An 18,912-nucleotide genomic window follows, 5' to 3' on the forward strand; every position below is an offset into this window, starting at 1 on the left:
GGTTTATTGCACTTGATATTCCAGGGTCAAGAATACGCTGCGGGTCGGGCTAGGGTAAATGCCGTACGCACCGCCATACTCCACATACTTGCGGTTCTGCAGGTTGTTCACCGCCAGCTGCCACGACCAGTCGCGGTAACGCTGACCCAGCTTGAGGTCCAGCAAGCGATAGGAGGGCAGACGGCGGCTGGCCGTATTCTTCTGGTCATCATCCGCAATCCGTTCGCTTACATAGCGACCCGACAAGGACACATCGGTCACCGCATTGATCTGCCAGTGCACCCCCAGGTTAAAGATGCGCTTGGGAACCACTGGAATGCGCTTGCCCGCCAGATCCGTGCCGCCATAGATACCGCTGCGGAAAGTCGCTTGCTGCCACACCGCATTACCGGTCAGCTTGACCTCAGGCGTCACCGCCCAATCGCCACTGAGCTCCAGCCCTTGATGGCGGGTGGGTTGCAGATTCATGTTGGCGCCTGTCCCACTAGGGGATTTACTGACCAATGGGTTATAGTGTATTTCATCGGTCAGATCATGGCGAAACACGTTTACCCGCCACTCCCCCGCCGAAAACTGGCCTTTCAAACCCAATTCGAGATCTCGTGAGCGTTGAGCCTTCAAACCCTCACTTGTCACCGCACCAAAGTCATCGGCATTGGGTACCCGAAAGCTTCGACCGCCACGAACGTAGCCATCCACACTGGCCCACAGAGGGTGGGACACGCCCAGATCGTATGCATTAAGAGACTCTCTGCTCTCCGTTACCTTGCCACTGTTCGTTACTTGGCTTAGTACTGATTGATGCCGGGCCCCCGCTACCAACTGTGCACCATTCGAAAACGTGAGCTGCTCATTAATGAAGACCGCACGGTATCGTTGAGCGGCGGGACTAGAGCTATGGTTGCGTGACATGCCAAAGTCAGCCCCCACCGTGAGTTGCTGTTTGACGTCGTCACCCCACTTCCAAGTTACACGGGGGGAAAGAGTGGTGGAACGCAAAGTAGCTTGACTTGTACTTGACCCATAGTCAGCCTCATAGTGCCTACTACGCTGCGCCAGATCCAGGTCAAATCGGTGCTGACCAAACTCATGTTGGTAGCCCAATTGCAACTGCCGGTCGTGTTGCCAACTCGTGGACACATAACTGCCACGTTGTCGGGGATCTTTTTCATAATCGGACCAGCTAATTGAACCCGGCAGTTGTAACTGTTGCTGCCCACCTGCCGCAAACAGCTGCACGCTGTCGTGATCGCCGCGCCAGCGGAAATCAGCCGAGACTCCATGTCGGTCTTCTGCGTTGAAATCACGATAGTGGCGGCTGTGCATCTTGTTGGCGCCCAGCGTCAATGCCCACTGGTCGCTGCCCAGATTCACGCGTGCGACACCCTCACGGGTGCCGTAGCTGCCCCCCATGAGCGACAGTGTGGCGCGTGGCTGGGTTTTCATGGGGTTGCGGGTTATGATGTTAATCACCCCTGCGGTTGCTCCACCACCATACAGCACCGAGCCTGCACCGCTTTGTACTTCAATGCGCTCAATGTCCTCCAGCGCCAAGTAGCTCAGGCGTGGTGCAGACTGGTCATTGTCTTTCTGCAGAACGCCATTGACCAATACCTGCACATTGCTGATCCCGGCCACGCCGAAGCCGTGCCGATCGATACTGCGATCATCAGTACCACTCATGCTGAAAATGGACAGGCCAATCTCGGCAGCCAGCAGCTCCGGAATGGTGCGCGCCGAGCTCTGCTGAATATCCTCCGCCGTAATGACGGTAGTCAGGGCAGCCAGACCTTTACGCGGGGTGGGGATGCGGGATGCGGTCACCACCACATCTTCAGTGGTGGGGGTCGTATCTGCCATGGCCGGCAGGACCGCCAAGGCGGCCAGTACACTCAGGTAAACGGGATTGCGATGCATGATCTTCCTTTGCCACGTCTGTGCGTGGTGCATGATGGCCATGCGGCGGGCAAAAGGGGATCACCGCGCGAGGCGCGGGGCTACCCCGCGCCCACCGCGCGTGCAGTACAGTGCTTGCCTGCGGGCAAGTTGCGGGCCGGTCTCCGGGCTTGCGCACCGTACCGCCTTCCCGCCCGGTGAGGGGCAGTGGCTGACCATCCTGGGGATGGGGTACGGGCCGTCACGCACGCGTGACGCAAGGCTTACCGTTGCGGGGGCAGCACCGGAATAGCATGTGAGACATGCGCACCGGTTTCCCTGTTTCACCCCGGGCTGGCCGGGGCACCTGCAAGCGTGTCATTATATCGCAGCAAAATTTCTCATGATATGAAACATTTCAATAAGATTATTTCATAATGCAATCCACCGCCCCGCTCATGCCGCCCGATGCGCTCACCCATGCCGCTGCGCTGGCTCGTCAGCAACAACTGACCAAGCCGCCCGGTTCACTGGGGCGGCTGGAAGCACTGGCTTGCTGGCTGGCCGCGTGCCAGCAGCGCGCACAGCCCGAACCCTTGCGCCCCGCCATCAGCATCTTTGCCGCCGACCATGGCATCGCGGCGGAAGGGGTATCGGCCTACCCGGCCAGTGTCACTGCCGCCATGGTGCACAACTTTGCACAGGGTGGTGCCGCCATCAATGTGCTGGCCCGGCAACATCAGGCCCGGCTGGAAGTGGTCGATGTCGGGGTCAATGCAGACTTGCAGGGGCTGGTCGGCATCGTGCAGGACAAAGTCGCGCCGGGTAGCGCCAATCTGCTGCACCAGCCCGCGCTGACACGCGACCAACGCGATGCTGCTTGGGCGACCGGCGAGCGGGCTGCCGAGCGGCACATCGCACAAGGTGCCAATCTGCTGATCGCGGGTGAGATGGGTATCGCCAACACCACGGCGGCAGCGTGCTTGATCTGCGCCCTGAGCGGGCTCGCACCCGAGCAGGTGGTCGGGCGTGGCACCGGGCTCGATGACGCCGGGTTGCTGCACAAGCAAACGGTGGTTACCCGCGCCTTGCAGCGCGCCCAGACACATCGCCCCGCCACTGCGCTCGACTGGCTGGCACAACTGGGCGGGCTGGAGATTGCCGCCATCGCCGGTTTTCTGGCCTGCGCCGCACGGCAGGGTGTGCCGGTGGTGCTGGATGGCTTCATCGTCAGCGCCGCCGCGCTGGTGTGCGAGGCGCAACAAGCAGGCAGTCGCCACTGGTGGCTGGCCAGCCACCAGTCACAGGAAACCGGCCATGCGATGGTCTTGCAGCAGCTGGGGCTGACCCCCTTGCTGGACTGGCAATTGCGGCTGGGCGAAGGCAGCGGTGCGGCACTGGTTCTGCCGCTATTGCAGGCGGCCATTGCGCTACACAACCAGATGGCGACCTTTGCCGAAGCCGGTATCCCGACATGAATGCCGCGTGCCGACTGGTGGTGTTGCGGCATGGGGCCAGCACTGCCGGCCACTCCCTGCTGCTGGGACACAGCGACTACCCGTTGAGCCCCTCCGGGCTGGCCGCCACGCAGCACAGCCTCACACAGATCTGCCAGGCCGGGCCCGTGGATGCGGTAATCAGCTCGCCGCTGCAACGCTGCGCCCACTTCGTGCCGCATGCCACTGCACTGCTGCAGTGCCCCAGCCGGATTGACCCCGCCTGGGCCGAAATGCACTTTGGCGACTGGGACGGGCAGCCACTCGACGTGTTGCAGCACCAGCCCGACTGGCAGCGCTGGCGGGCTGACCCAGAGCGCTTCACTCCGCCCGGTGCCGAGCCCTACCCGGTATTCCGACAACGCATCCAGGCCGCCACCGCACCGCTTTACCAACCCGGCCAGCGCCTGCTGCTGCTCAGTCATGCGGGGGCGGCGCGCGCGCTATTGGCCGATTTGCTGCACCTCAGCTGGGCGCAAGCCGGGCAGCTGGCGCTTTCCGCAGCAGGCTGGCTGGAGTTCAGCCTGCTGCCCGATCAACCGGCTTACCTGCTTCATCTGCAACAAGGCATGACCCCATGAAACAGCATGGCATTCGGCTGATCCTCGCCATCCAATTCCTCACCCGCCTGCCCACCCCGCAGATCCGCGCCTTTTCACCCGCCCTGCTGACCGCGGCCGCCATCTGGTTTCCGCTGGTGGGCTTGCTGATCGGCGGCTTGCTGTGGCTGACAGGTAGTCTGGCAAGTGCAGTGGACCCGTGGCTGGCGGCCCTGTTCGTCACCAGCTTGTGGATAGCCGTGACCGGCGGCCTGCATCTGGACGGGCTGGCCGACCTGGCCGACGCCCTCGGCGCCGCCCATCGTGATCCGGAGCGACTGCTGGCGGTGATGAAAGACCCCCACCTGGGCAGCTTTGGTGTACTGGCCTTATTGCAACAGGTACTGGCCAAGCTGATCCTCTGCCGCCTGCTGCTGACCAGCCCGTGGCTGCCTGCGCTGATTCTGATTCCTGCCTGGGCGCGCTGGGGCGTGTTGTACTGGAGTCATCGTCTGCCGCCACTGGCTCCCGGCATGGCGGAGGCTTTCCGCTGGCATTTGCGCCCGCTGCACTACTGGGTCTGGCTGCTGCCCTTGGCCGCGCTCAGCGCCTGGCTGGCACCCGCCTTGCTGCTGGCACCTGCGCTGGTCTGGCTCTGGGCGCGCTATCTGCTACGTCGGGTGGGCGGGGTCAGTGGTGATTGCCTGGGGGCAGGCATCGAGCGGGTCGAAAGTGGCCTACTACTGGCGGCTGTGGTGTGGCCATTGTTGCAACAGCGGATACCGTTCTGACAACGGAAGAAACATGCCGTTGGCAAATGGCGGCTCTGCGAGTAATCTTGCAGCCACTGTTGTCTGACCCACCCCTGCGTCCAACCCCGCACAAGGAGCAGCATCATGGAAAATCCCTATCAGGCGCCACAGTCGGCCGTTCGCGACATTCCCACCACCCAGAATGGCGCACTGATCGCCGCAGGCCGCAAGGTCCCTGCAGGCAATGCCATCAGCTGGCTTACCGGCGGCTGGAACCTGTTCAAGGACAACCCCGGCATCTGGATCGTCAATACCCTGATCTTCGGGGTGCTCGTCATTGTGCTGGCCTTCATCCCGATTCTGGGCGCACTGGCCATGCCGATGCTGGCAACCCTGCTGTTGGGCGGCATCATGGCAGGTGCGGCTGCACAGGACCAGGGTGAACCTTTGACCGTCAACCACCTGTTCTCGGCCTTTCAGACCCACGCCAGCCAGCTGGTGATCGTAGGCCTGATCGGCCTGGCTGCAGGCGTCGTCATGTCCGTCATCAGCGGCATCCTGACAATGGTGGTGGTCGGCGGCAGTTTTTTTGCAGCAGGTGGCATGAGCGCCATGACTCCGGGCAGCAACGCCGGGGCCATGGCCCTGCTGGCAGGCATGGGCTTTGGCATGATCATTGTCATGCTGGTGATGGTCGCCCTGTCTTTTGTGGTGTATTCACTGGTGTTCTTCGCCCCGGCGCTGGTGGTATTGCATGACCTGCCCCCCATGGAAGCCATCAAGGCCAGCTTCAGCGGCTACTGGAAGAACTGGCTGGGCATCCTGCTGTTTGGCTTGCTCGGCGCTGTACTGGGTGTTATCGGTGCCATCCCCTTCGGACTCGGCCTGCTGGTGGTCTACCCGCTGCTGCTGGCCTCGGTCTACGCTGCCTACAAAGACATCTATCTGGCCTGAATGCAACGTCACCCAGCACCCCGGCCTGCCCGCTTTGTCATTGGCAAAGCCCGGCAGGCCGCGCTATGCTCCCAGCCCTTGTTGAAAACATGCACAGCATAACAACCATCACCGTCGATTCTCATCGGCCAGATATTGTTGCTGCCACCCTGTTGTGTGCCATTCGTGCGTCACACCAGGGTATTTACAACCCCTCAGCCAGCCAAGCCTGACAATACCTTGACCACTTCACCACCTCTGCTCGACACGCTTGCCGTTGTGCCCACCCCGGAAGGGGTGGACTTGGCCATCCGTACGGCAGGCCCCTTGCCACGTGGTTTGGCATGGTGCATTGATGTCATCATCCGGTGGATATTCATCATCATCCTGGCGCAAATGCTGGCCGTGCTGGAAGAGGCTGGCATCGGGGTGCTGCTGATCCTGGTGTTTGTCATCGAGTTTCTGTATCCGGTGCTGTTTGAGGTGTTGAGCAAAGGCTCCACGCCCGGCAAGAAACTGCTCGGCATCATGGTGGTGCACGATGATGGCACCCCGGTCGGCTGGAAGGCCTCCATGACCCGCAACCTGCTGCGTCTGGTCGACTGGCTCCCATCCATGTACCTGTTTGGCCTGATCAGCTGTCTGTTTAGCCAGGAGTTCAAGCGTATTGGTGATCTGGCTGCCGGTACGGTGGTGGTGTATCGCGACCTGAAGACCCGCCTGCCCGTGATGGAGGACACCCAGCCGGAAGCCCCGCCGTGGTCGCTGGCACCGCATGAGCAACGCGCCATCATCGACTTTGCCGTACGGCAAGGCCAACTGACGCCCGAGCGGGCCACCGAGCTGGCACAGCAAACCGGGCCGCTGGTGGGGCAACACCGCGAGGATGCGCGGCAGCAGCTGTTACGCTACGCCCAATACCTGCTGGGACGGCAGCCATGAAACAGGCGGATTTTGAGCGCTACCATCGTAACCGCTGGCTGGCGTTTGCTTTGTGGCTGGACTTCCAACGCCCCAAAAAGGGACAAGATGGCCAGCGGCAGGCCCCTTTCCCCTTGACCGAACTGCCAGACCGTTATCGCGAGCTGTGCCAGCATCTGGCCCTGGCGCGCGACCGTCATTACACCAGCCAGCTGGTGGATGAACTACACCGTCTGGTACAAGGCGGCCATATGCAGCTGTATGGCAGCCGTAGCGGACAAGGTTTCAATTTCTTCCGCTTCATGGCGCAGGATTTTCCGCGTCTGGTACGGCAAGAGTGGCCGTTTACCGTCACCGGCCTGCTGCTGTTTTTTGTGCCCTTGTTTGGTCTGATCATTGCCATGCAATGGTATCCGGGGCTGGCAGATTACCTGATTCCGCAGATGACCCAGGCGCAGATGGAGCATATGTATCGGCCCGGCAATGAAGTGACCGGCTTCACACGAGAAGCGCCGGATGACATCCTGATGTGGGGCTACTACATCTACCACAACATCTCGATCGACTTTCAGTGTTTTGCTGGCGGCATCCTGTTCGGCCTGGGTGCGCTTTTTTATACCGTCTATAACGGCGTCATCATCGGCGCCATTGCCGGCTACTTGACCCACAAGGGCTATATTGTGACCTTCTGGAGCTTTGTGGCCGGGCACAGCAGCTTTGAACTGATCGGCGCGGCACTGGCCGGGGCTGCCGGGCTGGAGCTGGGCTATGCGCTGGTTGCACCAGGCCCTTACAGCCGCCTGCACGCCCTCAAGCGACGCGCGCAAATAGCGGTACGCCTGCTGGGTGGCGCAGCCACCCTCACTTTCATTGCCGCCTTCATCGAGGGTTTCTGGTCGCCACAGACCTTTATCCCACCGATGGTCAAATACGTATTTGGTGGCAGCATGTGGCTCTTGCTCAGCCTCTGGTTATTGCTGGGAGGCCGCCGTGCAGCTTGAGCGCTTCCGTCTGGCCTTGCGACCGCGTGGTGGCTGGGAAACCGTGGACCTTGGCATGAGCATGGTACGGCAGTGGTGGAAACCGCTGTACGGTGTCTGGCTGCTGGGCTGGCTGCCCTTCAGCCTGCTGGTCTATGCCATGGCCTGGTCGCTGGAATGGGAGCCGATCTGGGCTTTTCTGCTGCTGTGGTGGCTTAAGCCCATGCTGTCTCGCCCCTTGCTGGCGGTACTGTCCGGGGCGGTGTTTGACCAGCCGCCCACGCTCGGGCACGTGCTGCGCCGCTGGCCCTGGCTGCTCTGGCATTCCGGTTTGCTGGGCGCACTGCTGTTCCGTCGCCTTAGCAGCGCACGCACCGTGTTCCTGCCGGTGTGGCAACTGGAGGGTCAACGTGGCCGTGCTGCGCGTCAGCGCAGCAATCTGCTGGGGCGCACCACCCGTGCCCATGCCTCCTCCATGGCGCTGGCCTTGAATCATATGGCGCTGTTCATGGCATTGGGCCTGTTCATGCTGGTGGCCCTGTTTGTCCCTTCCGCCGAAGCCTGGCGCATGCCATGGGACCCGCTGAAAGACATGCTGGAAGGGATGTCTGCCACCGTAGGGGCCTGGCTGTTCCCCCTGCTGATGAGCCTGCTCGACAGCTTGCTGGAGCCCTATTTTGTCGCTGGCGGCTTCAGCCTCTATCTGCAGCGTCGTACGGTGCTGGAGGGCTGGGATCTTGAGATTGCGTTCCGCCGCATCGGACAGCGGCTGCAGCAGTGGCTCAAGCATGCCGGGCCGACCTTGTTACTGCTGCTGGTGTGCAGCCTCGCAATGCCGCAGTTCAGCCATGCCGCGGCAGAACCCCAGGAGGAACTCGTCAAGGTACTGGACCAGGCCGACATCAAAGGCAAGCATGAAGCCATCCAGTCCTGGCAGTTTGTACCTGACCGGAATAACGAGGAAAAAGAAGAGCACATAGAGCCTCAGCGCGACCCACAATACCAGAACAATCTCAACTTTGGCGCAGAGGGCTTCCGCACCCTGGTGTGGGTCATCTTCGGTGTGGCACTGGCCTTCCTGCTCTACTACGCCGTCCGTCACTGGCGACCGGGCAACACGCAAAAAATGCAGGGGCAGGCCCCGGAGGTCTTGTTTGGGCTGGATGTTCGTCCGGAAAGCTTGCCGGATGACTTGCCCAGCGCTGCTCGCAAGCTGATTGAACAAGGACAGATTCAGGCGGCGCTCAGCCTGCTGTACCGGGGTGCCTTGGTGCACTGGCTGCGGGTCGGGCTGGAAATCGAGCCCGGCGACACCGAGGGCGACTGCATTCGCCGCGTACGCCAGCTGGGCAGCAGTGACAGCAATCAGTACTTTGCCGGTCTGGTCGCCCATTGGCAGCAGTTGACCTATGCCCACCGCCTCACCCCGGCGGCAGAGGCCATGCAGCTGTGCGAGCAGTGGGCGCTACATTTCAGCATCCGGCGCAGCGAGGTCTAAGCCCCATGAAATACCTTGCTGCAGCAATAATCGGACTGTTGATACTGGTGGGCGGAATCTATTTCTACCAGCACCTGGAAGAGCACACCGAGTGGATCTACCACCCTCCGGCAGAGGATACGGTCCGCAAGGACTATCTGGCCGCCGATCGGGTATTGACCCGGCTGGAGCGCCCTCCCGTGTGGATCAGCACCTTGCCGGAGCTGCGTCAGCTGCCGCGCCACAGTGTCTTGATGCTGCTGGATCAGAACGATCCGGATACCCGGCAGGTGGAGGCCTTGCAGCACTGGGTGCGGCAAGGCGGTCATCTGATCATCGGCTATGAGGATTTGCGAGGGGAAACCACCCTGCTGAGCGCCTTTGGGCTCAGCCTCACTGACATTACCCACGAAGAAAACAATGCACCGCAAGACGCCGGCAAAGACCAGATGATTCACAATCCCGGTGAGCGCCTGCTGGGGCCCGCGCCTTTGGGCGAGCTGTCCTGGGAGCCACAAGCTGGCCAAGCCCTGTCGCCCGAGACGCCAGGCACCCATTGGGGCAATGAGGATGACCTCCTGCTGGTTGACATGCCGGTGGGTCAAGGCCACCTGACCGCGCTGCCCACAACCCGATTGTTCAAGTACAACGCGCAATACAGCGCTCAGAATGAAGGGTACAACTTCTGGGGCAGTTTGGACCGGCAGCAGCACGCCACCCTGCTCTATCAGCTGACCCGCCTGCACTACCCGGAGGGGACACTGGCACTGCTGCCGGACCTGCGCGATCCGTCGCTATGGGGCTGGCTGGTGCGCAATGCCCATCGCGTGTTGTGGGTGTTTCTGGCCTGGCTGCTGATCTGGCTGTGGCGCATCATCCCGCGGGTCGGTACCCTGCTGCCGGAAGCGCCGCGTGCACGCCGCAGCCTGCTGGAGCACTTGTCCGCCAGTGGTCGCTACCTGTGGCAGCGGCGTGGTCATGCCATTCTGCTGGACGCCATTCGCCATCGCATCCAGCAACGCCTGCGTCGCCGCCATCCACACCTGGCTGTCCTGCACGGTCAAAGCCAGCTGGTGGCCATTGCCGAGCAAACCGGCCTGCCGCTGAGCCAGCTACAAACCGCCCTGATCGGCCTGCCGTCGCAGCGCCACGAGCTGCTGCAAGCCTTGCAAACCCTGCAGCGCCTCTACCGGCGCCTCTGAACCTAGAAACGGGAAACCGCCATGCCCAGCCTTGACACCTCATCCTTGCCCCAGGACAAACTGGAACAAGCCATCACCATCGTCAACAGCATGCGCCAGGAAATGGCGCGCGCGGTGGTCGGGCAAGGTGCCATCATTGACGAAGTGCTGATCACCCTGCTGGCCGGGGGTCACCTGTTGCTGGAAGGGGTGCCGGGGCTGGGCAAGACCTTGCTGGTCAAATCGCTGGCACGCACCTTTGCCGGCGACTTCCGCCGCATCCAGTTCACGCCGGACCTGATGCCGGCCGACGTGACCGGCCACACCCTGTATGACCCCTCCAACGGGCAATTCACCACCCGCAAGGGGCCGGTCTTTACCAACCTGCTGCTGGCAGACGAAATCAACCGCGCCCCCGCCAAGACTCAGGCCGCCCTGCTGGAAGTGATGCAGGAGCAACAAGTGACTATCGAAGGAGAAGGCCACACCCTGCCGCCGCCTTTCATGGTGCTCGCCACACAGAACCCCTTGGAGCAGGAAGGCACCTACCCGCTGCCGGAAGCCCAGCTGGACCGTTTCCTGCTGAAAACCCTGATCGACTATCCGTCCGAGCAGGAAGAGCAGGCCATGATCCGGCAAGTGACGCTGGGCTCAGTGGGTGACCAGCTGACCGTCAGCCAGGTCAATGCCGTGGTGAAACCGGCCACCGTACAAGCCCTGCAGCAATTGACCGCAAACCTGACGGTGGACGACCGCGTGCTGGACTACGCGGTGCGCATCGTACGCGCCACCCGCAATCAGCCTGGCGTTGCCAGTGGCGCCGGGCCGCGTGGCGGCATCTCGCTGGTGCGCGCCGCGCGCGCGGCAGCCCTGCTGCAAGGCCGCGGTTTCGTTCTGCCGGACGACATCAAGCTGGTGGCCCTGCCCGCCTTGCGCCACCGCATTGCGCTGGCCCCGGAGCTGGAAATCGAAGGGCAAACTACCGACAGCGTGCTGCGTGCCATGCTGAGCCAGATCGAGGCACCGCGCCTGTGATGACCTCATCCTTGCTTGGGGAGCCACCCCGGTGCTGATCCCATCACGCACGCTGGTCTGGGGCATGGTCGGCCTGCTGGCTGCGGCCATCACCGTATCCGCCTGGTCCATACTGCAACCCTTCTGGTGGCCGTTCTGCGGCCTGCTGGCCGCCATCACGCTGTTCGACCTGCTGTGGCTGATGTGGGAAGGCAAGGCGGTCGAGGTACAGCGGCTGGTGCCCGGTTCCCTGCCGGTCGGTCTGCTGCATGCTGTGAAACTGCATGTCAGCCACCGCTTGCGTCGCATGGGTCGTGTGCAGTTGTTCGACCAGCACCCGCCCTCCTTCCTGCCTCAAAACCTGCCGCTGGACCTGCGTATTCCGCCAGGACGCTTTGCCGAAGTGTCCTATCAGGTGCAACCACTGGAGCGGGGTGAGCATCCATTTGGCCGCTGTGCGGTTCGCCTGACTTCACCGCTGCGTCTGTGGCAACGGCAGTTTCTGGCAGGCACGGCAGAGACGGTCAAGGTCTACCCGAATTTTGCCGCCATTGTGCGCTACGCCCTGCTCGCCACCGACAACCGTCTGAGCCAGATTGGGGTACTGCAACGCCGCCGCCGCGGTGAGGGGATGGATTTCCGTCAGTTGCGCGAATATCGCGAAGGCGACACCCAGCGTCAGGTGGACTGGAAAGCCACCAGCCGCATGAACAAGTTGATTTCGCGCGAGTATCAGGACGAACGGGACCAGCAAGTGGTGTTCATGCTGGACTGTGGCCGCCGCATGCTGGCACGGGATGGCGAGCTGTCCCACTTCGACCACACCCTGAACGCGATGCTGCTGCTGGCCTATGTGGCTTTGCGTCAGGGCGATGCGGTCGGACTGACGACCTTTGCCACGGATCAGCCACGCTACTTTGCCCCGCGCAAATCCGATGCCACCGTCAACACCCTGCTCAACAGCGTGTTTGACCTGCAGCCCAGCCTGCGCTCACCGGATTACTACCAGGCTGCGGTCGACCTGATCACCCGTTTGCGCAAACGCTCACTGGTGGTCATCCTCAGCAATCTGCGTGATGAGGACGACAGCACGCTGGCACCCGCCTTGGCCTTGCTGCGCAAGCGCCATCTGGTGCTGTTTGTCAGCCTGCGCGAACAGAGTCTGGAGCAAACCCTGCAACAACCGATCACCACGCTGGAAGAAGGGCTGACCTATGCGGCCACCGGCCTGTTCCTCAACCAGCGCGAGGCCATGATGCGCAAGCTCGGCAGTGGCGGTGTACTGACGCTGGACACCGAACCGCAGCATCTGGCCATCGAGCTGGTCAACCAGTATCTGGAGCTGAAGAAGAGCGCGCGGCTCTAGACCTTACTGCTCACCGGCTTCGCAATCTTCCTTGAGCACCCGCTCAATCCGTCGCTCCGGCACCAGCCACATCAGCGCCACCGCAACATACAGCAGTTGCGACAGCCAGTGGGCGACAAACGACAGGATGATCGCCAACAGGTAGGCCCCCAGCGACAGCCAGCCCTTGCGGTCACGCTGCATGGCGCGCGCCAGCACTGACCCTTCGCCTTGGGTACGGATCAGGCAGCGGGCCAGCAGGTTATAGGCCCCGCCTGAGGCCAGCAGCACCACGCCATAAAGGGTAGTCGGCACCGGCGCAAAGTGGTTCTCCCCCATCCAGCCGGTGACAAAGGGTAGCAAGGACAGCCAGAACAGCAGGTGCAGATTGGCCCAAAGCACCGGTCCATTCACCCGCTTGACCGCATGCAGCAGGTGATGGTGGTTGTTCCAGTAGATGCCGATATAGACAAAGCTCAGCACATAGCTGAAAAACACCGGCAACACTGGCTGCAGCATCGCCCAGTCTGCGCCGTGCGGCACCTTCATCTCCAGCACCATGATGGTCAGGATGATGGCCAGTACCCCATCACTGAATGCTTCCAGCCGGTTCTTGTTCATACCGCCTCCCTGCGTGACGATCAGCCGCAGCAAAAACCGCGGCTGTCAGATTATTGTAAGATTGATGTTGCAGGCATGATAGAATGCTGCCCGGAAGTTTGCCAGACAGTCGCCGCCGTTGCATGCAGCGGGGGAGGAAAGTCCGGGCTCCACAGGGCAGGATGCCGGCTAACGGCCGGGCGTCGCGAGGCGACGGAAAGTGCAACAGAGAGCTGAACCGCCGATGGCCCCTCCGGGGGATCAGGTAAGGGTGAAAAGGTGCGGTAAGAGCGCACCGCAGCCGTGGCAACACGGTCTGGCAGGGTAAACCCCATCCGGAGCAAGACCAAATAGGCAGGCGTTGAAGGTGCCCCCTGAGCCTGCGGGTAGGTTGCTTGAGTCCGCCAGTAATGGCGGGCCTAGAGGAATGACTGTCAGTCGTGCCCTGGCAACAGGGCAAGGCAACAGAACCCGGCTTATCGGCAGACTTCCACACCCGATTCCAGGTGGCAGCCCCGGCTGCCGGTGATCCACCGGGTAGCCACAGGCTGCCCCTTGTGTTTGATAGATACCCCCCATGTCTCCTACCCCCTCTGCCGTCGCCCTGATCGGGCTGGGCAAAATGGGCGCCAACATGGCACGCCGTCTGGCGCGCGGTGGCGTCACCGTTCATGGCTATGATACGGCTGCCGAGACCCGGCAGGCGTTAAGCGCCGAGTATGCACAGATCACGGCCCATGACAGCCTGGTCTCCGCCATTTCGGCATTGCCGCAGCCGCGTCTGGTATGGCTGATGCTGCCAGCCGGCGAGATTTCCGAGCAAACCCTCAACACCATCCTGCCGCTGCTCTCCGCCGGGGACGTGGTGATTGATGGTGCCAATGCCTATTACAAGGACAGCCAGGCCCGTGCTGCACGCCTGCGCGCGCTGGGCATCGGCTTCGTCGATGCCGGGGTATCTGGCGGCGTCTGGGGTGGCGACAATGGCTACACCATCATGCTGGGCGGCCATGAAGCCGACATCGCCCGCGTGCGCCCGCTGGTGGAAGTGCTGGCCCCGGCAGCAGACCGCGGCTGGCTGCATTGTGGCCCGAACGGTGCTGGCCACTACGTGAAGATGGTGCATAACGGTATCGAGTACGGCATGATGCAGGCCTTTGCCGAAGGCTTCGCCCTGATGGAAGCCAAGCAGGACCTGAACCTCGATCTGGCAGCCGTAAGCGAAGTCTGGCGGCACGGCAGCGTGATCCGCTCCTGGCTGCTGGACCTGACCGCCGACACCTTGCAGCAGGACACCACGCTGAGCGACATCCAGCCCAAGGTGCCGGATTCCGGTGAAGGCCGCTGGACGGTACTGGAAGCGGTCGAGCTGGGTGTGCCCGCGCCGGTGATCAGCAATGCACTGTTCATGCGCTTTGCCAGCCAGGGCAAACACGATTACGCCAGCAAACTGCTGGCGATGATGCGCAAGGCGTTTGGCGGCCACGCCGTCGGCAAGGCCTGATTCCGGCCAGCGGGTTTGGTACCTGCCCCCCGCTGGTGGTAGCATCACGTCCTTGTCTTCTTTTGCTGCGGGTCTCCCTGCCCATGAACGTTTTCGACACCATCACTGACCGCAAGATCCGCTTTGCCTTGGTCGGCTGCGGCCGCATTGCTGCTAATCATTTCGGCGCGCTGGAAACCCACGCGGACCGGGCTGAGCTGACCGATGTCTGTGATGTCGACCCACAGGCGCTGGCTGCCGCCGTTGCCCGTACCGGTGCGCGTGGCCACAGCACGCTGGATGCCCTGTTGCGGGAAACCCAGGCGGACATCATCATCCTCACCACCCCGTCTGGCCTGCACCCGATGCAAAGTATGGCCTGCTCACAAGCTGGCTTCCATGTGATGACCGAAAAGCCGATGGCCACCCGCTGGGAAGACGGTCAGGCCATGGTCAAGGCGGCCGATCAGGCCGGCAAACGCCTGTTTGTGGTCAAGCAGAACCGCCGCAACGCGACGCTGCAACTGCTGAAGCAGGCAGTGAGCGAAAAGCGCTTTGGCCGTATTTACATGGTCAACGTCAACGTGTTCTGGACCCGCCCGCAGTCTTACTATGATTCGCATGCCTGGCGCGGCACCTGGGAGTTTGACGGCGGTGCGTTCATGAACCAGGCCAGTCACTATGTCGACCTGCTGGACTGGCTGGTCGGCCCGGTGGAGAGCGTGCAAGCCTATACAGCCACCCTGGCCCGCAACATCGAGGTGGAAGACACGGGTGCCGTCAGCCTGCGCTGGCGCTCCGGTGCCCTGGGCAGCATGAACGTCACCATGCTGACCTATCCGAAGAATCTGGAAGGCTCCATTACCATTCTCGGCGAGACCGGCTCGGTGAAGATCGGCGGTGTCGCCGTCAACGAGATCCAGCATTGGGAGTTTGCCACACCCCACCCGATGGACGAGCGCATTCACGATGCCAGCTACGCCACCACCAGCGTCTACGGCTTTGGTCACCCGCTGTACTACGATAACGTGATCAAGGTGATGCGTGGCGAAGCGGCCCCGGAGACCGATGGCCGCGAAGGCCTGAAGTCGCTCGAGCTGTTGATTGCCATGTACCTGTCGGCCCGCGACGGGCGCCGCATCAGCCTGCCGCTGGACTACTGACCGCGGCGTGGTGTCGTCCCGATACCACAGCCGAAACGGAACGGGCCCACCCCTGCGGTGGGCCATGATTTTTTCTCCCCATTGACATATCAGATTGCTACAATCGCGCCTCGACAGCATGGGGTGCGACGGCTTGGCCTGCGCACGATGTCGGTGAGTAACTTGAGGATGACATCATGACGTGGAGCGTGGCCCAAAGCCGGAGCGTATACGGTATCCGCCAATGGGGTGCCGGGTTTTTCGACATCAATGACCAAGGCCATGTGCTGGTGCGTCCGCACGGCAAAGGCGGGCATGCGCTCGACCTCTACACCCTGGCCGGTAGCCTGCGCCAGGCCGGACTGTCGATGCCCATGCTGGTGCGCTTTCCCGACATCTTGCAGGCTCGTGTACGACAGCTGACCGGTGCCTTTGTCGAGAACATTGCCAAATTTGGCTACCAGAACCAGTACACCGCGCTGTATCCGATCAAGGTCAACCAGCAAGAGCCGGTGATCGAAAGCATCATCGGTACCCAGCACGCCTCCATCGGGCTGGAAGCGGGCTCCAAGCCGGAACTGATGGCGGTACTGGCACTCGCCCCCAAGGGCTGCACCATCTGCTGCAACGGCTATAAGGACCGCGAGTTCGTCAAGCTGGCGCTGATGGGGCAGAAACTCGGCCACAATGTTTACATCGTGATCGAGAAGGAATCCGAAGTTCAGCTGGTGATTGATGAGGCCGCCAAGCTGGGCGTACTGCCTCAGGTAGGGGTGCGGGTGCGCCTGTCATCGCTGGCGTCTGGCAAGTGGGCCGATACCGGTGGCGAGCGTGCCAAGTTTGGCTTGTCCGCCGCGCAATTGCTGTCGGTGGTACAGCGCTTCCAGCAGGCCGGGGTGGGCGATGGCGTGCGCCTGCTGCACTTCCATATGGGCTCACAGATTGCCAATCTGGCGGATTACCAGTCGGGCTTCCGCGAGGCCATCCGCTATTATGCCGAACTGCGCGCGCTGGGCCTGCCCATCGACCGCGTCGATGTCGGTGGGGGCCTTGGGGTGGACTACGACGGTACCCACTCGCGCAATCCTTCGTCCATCAACTACGATCTGGATGAGTATGCAGGTCTGATCGTCAGCATGCTCAAGGAGTTCTGCGACGAGCATAACCTGCCGCATCCGCACATCATGTCGGAAAGCGGCCGTGCGATGACCGCCCACCATGCACTGCTGATCGTCAACGTCACCGATGTTGAACGCCACGACGACAGTGTGCCGGCCCTGCTGCAGGACCCGGAAGCGGTGCGGGCGCAGCCGGAAATCATCCAGTGGCTGGTTGAGCTACTCGCGCAGAACGACATTGAAATGGCGACCGAGACTTACTATCGCGCCGCCCATTACATGAGCGACATCAGCAACCAGTACGCTGAAGGCAAGCTGACGCTGGCGCAGAAGGCGCTGGGCGAACAGTGCTATTTCGCCCTGTGCCGTCGCATGCTCAACCTGCTGCAGGCCACCCAGCGCTCACACCGCCAGGTGCTGGATGAGCTGCACGACAAGATGGCCGACAAGTACATCTGCAATTTCTCGGTGTTCCAGAGCCTGCCGGATACCTGGGCGATCAATCAGGTGCTGCCCATTCTGCCGATTCACCGGCTGGAGCAGGCGCCGACCCGCCGCGCCGTGCTGCAGGACCTGACCTGCGATTCGGACGGCAAGATCAAGCAGTACGTCGACGAGCAGAGTATTGAGAGCAGCCTGCCGGTGCACGAAGTCGCGGAAGGCGAGGAATATCTGGTGGGCTTCTTCATGGTGGGTGCCTATCAGGAAATCCTGGGCGATATGCACAACCTGTTTGGCGATACCGACTCGGTCAACGTCTATATGGACGCCCAAGGCCAGATTCGCCATGCCGGGCTGGAAGTACACGACACCATCGAGGACATGTTGCGCTATGTGCACATGCAGCCCGACCAGCTGATGACCCGCTATCGGGACAAAGTGGCCTCGTCCAGCCTGCCGGATGAAGAGCGCACCGCGTATCTGGATGCCTTGCGGCTAGGATTGACGCGCTCGTCCTACCTGTCGGTCTGAGTCGGGTGATGGCGACGGGCGCGGGCTACAGCCAGCGCCGCCGCCAGAAGAACAGCCCCATGCCGACCGCCACCAGCGCCATGCCCCCCAGCAGCACATAGTAGCCCCAACGCCAGTGCAGTTCCGGCATGTAGTCAAAATTCATGCCGTAGATGGACGACAGCAAGGTGAGCGGCATGAAGATGGTGGTGATCACCGTCAGCACCCGCATGTCCTGGTTGAGTGCATGGCTGCTGACGGTGACATGGATGTCCAGAATGCCCGCCATCTGGTCACGCAGGGATTCCAGCGACTCCAGCGCATGAATGGCATGATCGTAAACATCACGCAGATAGAGCTGGGTTTCGGCCAGAAAGTAATCGCCATCGTCGCGGGTGAGGCCATTCAAGCATTCGCGTAGTGGCCACAGCGAACGGCGCAGACAACTGGCCTGCCGTTTGAGCTGGTAAATGGCCGCCAGCAAGCCGCTGTGAGAGCCCTTGCCCATCAGCTCATCTTCCAGCGCCTCGATCCGGTCACCCAGTTTCTCGATCAGGGCAAAGTGCTGGTCTACCACGGCGTCCACCAGCGAGTACATCAGGTAATCCACGCCGCCTTTGCGCTGCTGCGGCTGCGCAGACAGCAAACGTTCCCGTACGCCGGAGAACTGACCGCTGGGCTGCTCCTGGAAGGTCAGCAGCCAGCCACGCCCCAGCACAAAGCTGACCTGCTCGGTCTGCAACTCGCCCTCGCTATCGTAACCATGCCGGTGCACCACCAGAAACAGGCAGTTGGGATACAAATCCAGCTTGGGGCGCTGCTCAGTATTGAGGATGTCTTCCAGCACCAGCGGGTGCAAGCCATAGCGCTCACCGATCTGGGTCAGCAGCTGCGTGTCCTGCAGGCCATAGACATTGAGCCACTGTTGTGACGGCAAACCAGGTTGGTCGAGTGCCGATAGCTGGCCATGGCGCGTCAGCTGCTGCTCGTCATAGCACAGCAGGTCCAGCCGGGGTTCGGTCTTGACCTCACCCACGTGCACCAGACTACCGGGCGGCAGGCCTGCCTTCTTTTGCCGTCCGTGCGGGCGGGCGCGCTTCACGCC

At 62.0% G+C, this 18,912-nt stretch carries 16 protein-coding genes, 1 other RNA gene and 1 riboswitch; of the genes, 14 read left to right on the forward strand and 3 right to left on the reverse strand.

Features of this window, described 5'->3' with window-relative positions; all coding sequences use genetic code 11:
- Positions 1-3 precede the first annotated feature (3 nt).
- Positions 4-1,917 (reverse strand): TonB-dependent receptor, encoded by a 1,914-nt coding sequence (locus HF682_RS08855; protein WP_168876810.1) that lies wholly within the window; start codon positions 1,915-1,917, stop codon positions 4-6.
- 117 nt (positions 1,918-2,034) lie between these two features.
- Positions 2,035-2,261: riboswitch (cobalamin riboswitch) on the reverse strand.
- A 51-nt stretch (positions 2,262-2,312) separates the two neighbouring features.
- Here HF682_RS08855 and cobT point away from each other — a divergent pair.
- The 10 genes from cobT (at position 2,313) to HF682_RS08905 (ending at position 12,534) form a co-directional block, all read left to right on the forward strand.
- Complete coding sequence (gene cobT / locus HF682_RS08860; protein WP_168876811.1) at positions 2,313-3,353, forward strand: nicotinate-nucleotide--dimethylbenzimidazole phosphoribosyltransferase; 1,041 nt, start codon at positions 2,313-2,315, stop codon at positions 3,351-3,353.
- On the forward strand, positions 3,350-3,952 hold the full coding sequence (locus HF682_RS08865; protein ID WP_168876812.1) for a histidine phosphatase family protein: 603 nt from the start codon (positions 3,350-3,352) through the stop codon (positions 3,950-3,952). The genes cobT and HF682_RS08865 overlap by 4 nt, the downstream gene beginning before the upstream one ends.
- On the forward strand, positions 3,949-4,701 hold the full coding sequence (gene cobS, locus HF682_RS08870) for an adenosylcobinamide-GDP ribazoletransferase (RefSeq protein ID WP_205881949.1): 753 nt from the start codon (positions 3,949-3,951) through the stop codon (positions 4,699-4,701). The genes HF682_RS08865 and cobS overlap by 4 nt, the downstream gene beginning before the upstream one ends.
- 105 nt (positions 4,702-4,806) lie before the next feature.
- Positions 4,807-5,616, forward strand: coding sequence for a BPSS1780 family membrane protein (locus tag HF682_RS08875; protein ID WP_168876813.1), 810 nt, complete (start codon positions 4,807-4,809; stop codon positions 5,614-5,616).
- A gap of 219 nt (positions 5,617-5,835) precedes the next feature.
- On the forward strand, positions 5,836-6,537 hold the full coding sequence (locus HF682_RS08880) for an RDD family protein (RefSeq protein ID WP_205881950.1): 702 nt from the start codon (positions 5,836-5,838) through the stop codon (positions 6,535-6,537).
- Positions 6,534-7,517, forward strand: a complete 984-nt coding sequence (locus HF682_RS08885; RefSeq protein WP_168876814.1) for a stage II sporulation protein M — start codon at positions 6,534-6,536, stop codon at positions 7,515-7,517. Before HF682_RS08880 ends, HF682_RS08885 begins: the two co-directional genes overlap by 4 nt.
- Positions 7,507-8,994, forward strand: a complete 1,488-nt coding sequence (locus HF682_RS17995) for a DUF4129 domain-containing protein (protein ID WP_168876815.1) — start codon at positions 7,507-7,509, stop codon at positions 8,992-8,994. The genes HF682_RS08885 and HF682_RS17995 overlap by 11 nt, the downstream gene beginning before the upstream one ends.
- A 5-nt stretch (positions 8,995-8,999) precedes the next feature.
- Positions 9,000-10,175, forward strand: coding sequence for a DUF4350 domain-containing protein (locus HF682_RS08895; RefSeq protein WP_168876816.1), 1,176 nt, complete (start codon positions 9,000-9,002; stop codon positions 10,173-10,175).
- Positions 10,176-10,196: 21 nt separating this feature from the next.
- Entirely contained in the window at positions 10,197-11,189 is a 993-nt protein-coding gene (locus HF682_RS08900; protein WP_168876817.1) for an AAA family ATPase, read from the forward strand.
- 31 nt (positions 11,190-11,220) lie between these two features.
- Positions 11,221-12,534, forward strand: coding sequence for a DUF58 domain-containing protein (locus tag HF682_RS08905; RefSeq protein ID WP_168876818.1), 1,314 nt, complete (start codon positions 11,221-11,223; stop codon positions 12,532-12,534).
- Between the two features lie 3 nt (positions 12,535-12,537).
- Here the strand turns inward: HF682_RS08905 and HF682_RS08910 are convergent, their stop codons facing one another.
- Positions 12,538-13,134, reverse strand: a complete 597-nt coding sequence (locus tag HF682_RS08910; protein ID WP_168876819.1) for a TMEM175 family protein — start codon at positions 13,132-13,134, stop codon at positions 12,538-12,540.
- A 93-nt stretch (positions 13,135-13,227) separates the two neighbouring features.
- On the opposite strand from HF682_RS08910, the gene rnpB reads away from it, so the two are divergent.
- The 4 genes from rnpB (at position 13,228) to speA (ending at position 17,828) form a co-directional block, all read left to right on the forward strand.
- Positions 13,228-13,608, forward strand: an RNA gene (gene rnpB / locus HF682_RS08915) — RNase P RNA component class A.
- An 82-nt stretch (positions 13,609-13,690) separates the two neighbouring features.
- Positions 13,691-14,617: a phosphogluconate dehydrogenase (NAD(+)-dependent, decarboxylating) gene (gene gnd / locus HF682_RS08920; RefSeq protein WP_168876820.1), complete on the forward strand. Its 927-nt coding sequence runs from the start codon at positions 13,691-13,693 to the stop codon at positions 14,615-14,617.
- Positions 14,618-14,700: 83 nt separating this feature from the next.
- Entirely contained in the window at positions 14,701-15,759 is a 1,059-nt protein-coding gene (locus HF682_RS08925) for a Gfo/Idh/MocA family protein (RefSeq protein WP_168876821.1), read from the forward strand.
- Between the two features lie 176 nt (positions 15,760-15,935).
- Positions 15,936-17,828: an arginine decarboxylase gene (gene speA / locus HF682_RS08930; RefSeq protein WP_168876822.1), complete on the forward strand. Its 1,893-nt coding sequence runs from the start codon at positions 15,936-15,938 to the stop codon at positions 17,826-17,828.
- Between the two features lie 25 nt (positions 17,829-17,853).
- On the opposite strand, the gene corA is transcribed toward speA, so the two are convergent.
- Positions 17,854-18,909 (reverse strand): magnesium/cobalt transporter CorA, encoded by a 1,056-nt coding sequence (corA, locus tag HF682_RS08935; protein ID WP_168876823.1) that lies wholly within the window; start codon positions 18,907-18,909, stop codon positions 17,854-17,856.
- Between the last annotated feature and the right edge of the window lie 3 nt (positions 18,910-18,912).

The sequence above is a fragment of the Leeia aquatica genome, assembly GCF_012641365.1.
GTDB classification, from domain to species: domain Bacteria; phylum Pseudomonadota; class Gammaproteobacteria; order Burkholderiales; family Leeiaceae; genus Leeia; species Leeia aquatica.